Genomic DNA, 4,328 nt, shown 5'->3' with positions numbered 1-4,328 from the left:
GAACATGGCCGCCGACATGCTTGGCCTGGTCCTCGGTCGCGGTGGCAAAGGCGGTCATCCGGCTCTGGAAGGGGCCGGGGGCGAAAGCGTTAACGGTGATGTGGCGGGCGGCGAACTCGATCGCCAAGGTGCGTGTCAGGTGGTGAACCGCGGCTTTCGAGGCAGAGTATGAATAGGCGTCGTCCGCCAGCGGCTGCGTACCCATCACCGAACCCAGATTGATCACCCGGGCCGGATCGGCATCGCTGGCGGCGGCGTCGAGCAGCGGCAGGAGCTCGCGCGTCAGATGGAAGACGCCAGTGACATTGACACCGAACACCTTGGCCCAGGCATGGTAGGGGAAGCTTTCCAGCGGCGCGCCCCAGGAAACGCCGGCATTGTTGACCAAGATATTCAGCCGTTCGGTCCGTGCCTTGACCTGGGCAACCAGCGCCGCGATGCCAACCTCGCTGGAGACATCGCCGGCAAAGCCCTCGGCTCGGCCGGAGCCGCCGAGGCCGTTCAGTTCGCCGGCAACCCTGATGCAATCCTCGCCCTTGCGCGAGGCGATCATCACGGTAGCACCGGCCCTGACCAACGCGGTCGCCGCCATGCGCCCGATGCCGGTCGCAGCCCCGGTCACCAGCGCGGTCTTGCCGGCCACCGAAAACAGCTCATCCAGATAGCTCATCGCGATTCCTCCGCGCGTCCTTGCCTCGCCCAGCAAAAGGCTCGCGTTGACAAGGCTAACCGAAGTACGATCATCCCTGCCGCGGGTAAAGTGCCGGACCCATGTGACAGCGGTCGTGCCCGCTGGCCGACGCGATGGGGCGCGTGCCTACGAACTGGGCAAGCCGAATGGCATGGTGTCTATAAGGCCCTGAATCAGAATAGCTCGAGGTTACGTTCATGTGGTTACAGCGGTTTGTCGGGGTTGTCCTTGTGTCGATGGCAAGTACAATTTTCGCCGAGGCCGCAGACAAGTTCCCGCCCTTTTGGCGCAAGTCGATGACCAACGACCCGAGTACGAACTATTTTCTCAAGAAATATTCGATCCCTTTGGATGATCCAGCCGCGACCGCAGTTAGAAATATCATGCTGGCGCGAGTTATCGGCGCCGAATGCCAGTGGTCCAAGCTCAATAAGGCCAAGGTCAAGCCTATCGCGATAGGATGATTGAGCCGCTCACGCCTGAGCAACTCAAAGCAGCCGCATTCGAAGGTGGTAGTGCGCTGCGTAGTTTTCACTACCAGGATCTCGCCCACCTTTGCGCCGGCATCGACTATCAATTTGGACCGAAGGGGGTGCTTATCGCGGGTGCCGTTTCAACTGGCAAGGGTGAACCAAAGTATCCCTTTGATCCGAGAAATCCATATTTTTGACTGCCGGATTTCACGGGCAATTGGTTAAACGGCATCCTCTCCGCAAAACGGAAGGGCCTACTCAGCCGGCTCGACATTGGTGTAGGCGGCTTCCTCGAGCTCGCGCTTCAGCCGCGATGCCTCTTCCACCTTCGGCGTCACGAAGCGGCCGAGCAGGAGATAGGCGACCGGGGTCAGGAACAGCGTCGAGACGGTGGCCAGACCCAGCCCGCCAACGATCACCCAGCCGAGCGCGATGCGCGCCTCGGCGCCGGCGCCGCTCGCCAGCACCAGCGGCACGCCGCCAAGCACGGTGCAGATCATCGTCATCATCACCGGCCGCAGCCGGATGGTCGAGGCCTGCTCGATCGCCTCGCGGACGCCGAGCCCGCGGTCGCGCAACTGATTGGCGAACTCGACGATCAGGATGCCGTTCTTGGCCATGACGCCGACCAGCAGCACCAGGCCGATCTGGCTGTAGGCGTTGAGGCTGGTGCCGCTGAGCAAAAGGGCAAAGATCGCGCAGGCAAGACCGAGCGGCACCGTCGCCATGATGATGACCGCACTGACGAAGCTCTCGAACTGAGCGGCGAGTACCAACAGGATGATGACCAGCGAGAATCCGAAGATGGTGATCATGGCACTGTTGGTCTCGCCCAGCGTCGCCGCCTCGGCCAAGGGGACGATGCGGCTGCCCGGCGGCAGGAGCGGCGTGGCGATTGCCTCGGCGCGGGTGAGCGCCTGGCCGAGCGCGAAATCGCCGCTGAGATTGGAGGTGATCGCCACCGACGGCTGCTGCTGCTCGCGGGTCAGCGAGGGCGGCACGGCGCGCTCGGCCAGCGTGGCAATGGTCGACATCGGCACGAAGCGGCCGTCGGCCGTCTTCAGGAAGATGTTCTCCAGGTCGGTCGGATCGTTGATTGGGTTGGTCGTCGAGACGAGCTTCACCCCGTAGCTGCGGTCGGCGATGTAGACGTCGACGACATCATTGCCGTCGAGCATGGCCTGGAAAGTATCGGCAAGCCCGGTGATGTCGATGCCGAGGTCGGAAGCGCGTTCGCGGTCGATGGCCACCGAAAGCTGGGGTTGCGTCGGGTCGACGGAGAGCCGGGGCGACTGGAAGCGGGCATCCTTCCGCATCTCGGCGATGATCTTCACCGCAGCGTCGCTGAGCGCTGCGCGATTGTTGCCAACCAGCGCGAACTGCAGGCCGCTGCCGGCGCCGCGAATGCCGAGGCTGTTGGGCTGCATCGGAAAGACGCGCACGCTCGGCACCTGCCGGGTGAGCCGGCTGATATCGGCCATGATCTGCTGCTGGCTGCGGTCGCGCTCGTCCCACGGCGCCAGCGTCATCACCATGAAGCCGGCATTGTAGGCGCCGTTCCGGCCGGCGCTCTCGAACGTATTGCGGATTTCGCCGGAATCGCGCAGCGGCTGGATCAGTTTTTCGATCTTCTGCATCTGCTCGGTCGTGTAATCGAGGCTGACGCCTTGCGGCGCGTCGACGCGCATAAGCACGACGGCACGATCCTCGGTCGGCGTCAGTTCCTGGCGAATCGTGCCGAACAGCGTGAAGGCGGTGGCTGCAAACAGCAGCGCGACCAGGAGTACGATCCACGGCGCGTCGAGGCAGGCGCGCAGGCATCGCCGGTAGAGCGCGTTCAGCGCACCGCCGATGCGGGCGCCGATGCCGCTGCCGCCTTCGTGGTGAAGCGGCGCGGCCGACAGCATGCGTGAGGCAAGCATCGGACAAAGCGTCAGCGCCACGACGGCGGACAGAAGCACCGATATGGCGAGAACGAAGCCGAATTCGCGGAACAGGCCGCCGGTCTGGCCGGGCAGGAAGGAAATCGGCACGAAGACTGCGACCAGCGTCAACGTCGTGGCGATGACGGCGAAGAACACTTCCTGGGCACCAAGCACGGCTGCGGCGCGTGGCCCCATGCCTTCGTTGCGTCGTCGCACGATGTTTTCCAGAACGACGATGGCGTCGTCGACGACCAGGCCCGTCGCCAGCACCAGGGCGAGCAGCGTCAATATGTTGACCGAGAAGCCGGCGAGATAGATGGCGGCGATCGTCCCGATCATGGCCACCGGCATCGCAAGCCCCGGAATGAGCGTCGCGCGCCAGTCGAGGAGAAACACGTAGATGACGATCAGCACGATGGAGACGGACAGGCCGAGTGCGATCTCGACCTCATGCACCGCGCCGTTGACGAAGACCGCATCGTCGCTGGTGACCTTGATCGACGTGCCCTGAGGCAGATCCGCCTGCAGCGCGGCGACCGCGGCCCTGACGCCGGTCGAAATATCAAGCGTGTTCGATTCCGCCTGGCGGATGATGCCGAGACCGATGCCGGTCTTGCCGTTCGAACGCAACGTGGTCTGGCCGATATCGGGACCGAGCGTGACGGTGGCGACGTCGCGGATGCGGGTCGTGCCGCCGATGATGATTTTTTCGAACTCCTCCGGCGTGGTCACGTCCGCCGTCGGACGCACGATCAGGTCCTGGTTGGTCGTGGTGATTGAGCCGGCCGGCGAATCGAAAGCCACCGAAGCCAGCGCTGTCCTCAGGTCGGCGACGGTGAAGCCCAGGCTGGCAAGTTTGTTCTGGTCGACATCGATACGGAAGATCTTGTCGCGGTCGCCATAGACCTGGACGTCGGCAACGCCGGGCACGGCGGCAAGCTCGTCCTCGATCTGGTCCTGGACCAGCACCGTCATGTCCTGCACCGACATGGTGTCGGAGGTGACAGCCAGCCGCATCACCGGCTCGGAATTGGCGTCGGCCTTGACGATGCGCGGCGCATCGGCCGTGTCCGGCATCTGGTCGACGACGCGGCCAACGCCATCGCGCACATCGGAGGCGGCGACGTCGAGGTCTACGCCGTCGTTGAATTCGATGGTGACGCGACTCGTGCCGAAGGACGAGGTGGACGAGATCGTCTTCACACCGGAGACGCGGGCGACCGCGCCCCCAATCACCTG

At 64.1% G+C, this 4,328-nt stretch carries 4 protein-coding genes; 2 read left to right on the top strand and 2 right to left on the bottom strand.

The window, feature by feature from the left end:
* Nucleotides 1-670 (bottom strand): SDR family NAD(P)-dependent oxidoreductase (locus EOA86_RS24215; RefSeq protein WP_128343975.1); only part of this gene is annotated, 670 nt, incomplete at its 3' end.
* Between the two features lie 218 nt (nt 671-888).
* On the opposite strand from EOA86_RS24215, the gene EOA86_RS38840 reads away from it, so the two are divergent.
* Together EOA86_RS38840 and EOA86_RS38835 are read left to right on the top strand one after the other, a co-directional pair.
* The gene (locus EOA86_RS38840) at nt 889-1,155 is read left to right on the top strand and encodes a hypothetical protein (protein WP_163603004.1); all 267 of its coding nucleotides are present in this window, start codon (nt 889-891) and stop codon (nt 1,153-1,155) included.
* Entirely contained in the window at nt 1,152-1,361 is a 210-nt protein-coding gene (locus EOA86_RS38835; RefSeq protein ID WP_164891939.1) for a hypothetical protein, read from the top strand. Before EOA86_RS38840 ends, EOA86_RS38835 begins: the two co-directional genes overlap by 4 nt.
* Before the next feature lie 57 nt (nt 1,362-1,418).
* Here EOA86_RS38835 and EOA86_RS24205 read toward each other — a convergent pair.
* Nucleotides 1,419-4,328, bottom strand: a 2,910-nt coding sequence (locus EOA86_RS24205; RefSeq protein WP_164891938.1) for an efflux RND transporter permease subunit, incomplete at its 5' end; no start/stop codon positions are given.

The sequence above is a fragment of the Mesorhizobium sp. M5C.F.Ca.IN.020.32.2.1 genome, assembly GCF_004023105.1.
Lineage (GTDB): Bacteria > Pseudomonadota > Alphaproteobacteria > Rhizobiales > Rhizobiaceae > Mesorhizobium > Mesorhizobium wenxiniae.
This window is presented reverse-complemented; position numbering and strand designations above follow the sequence as displayed.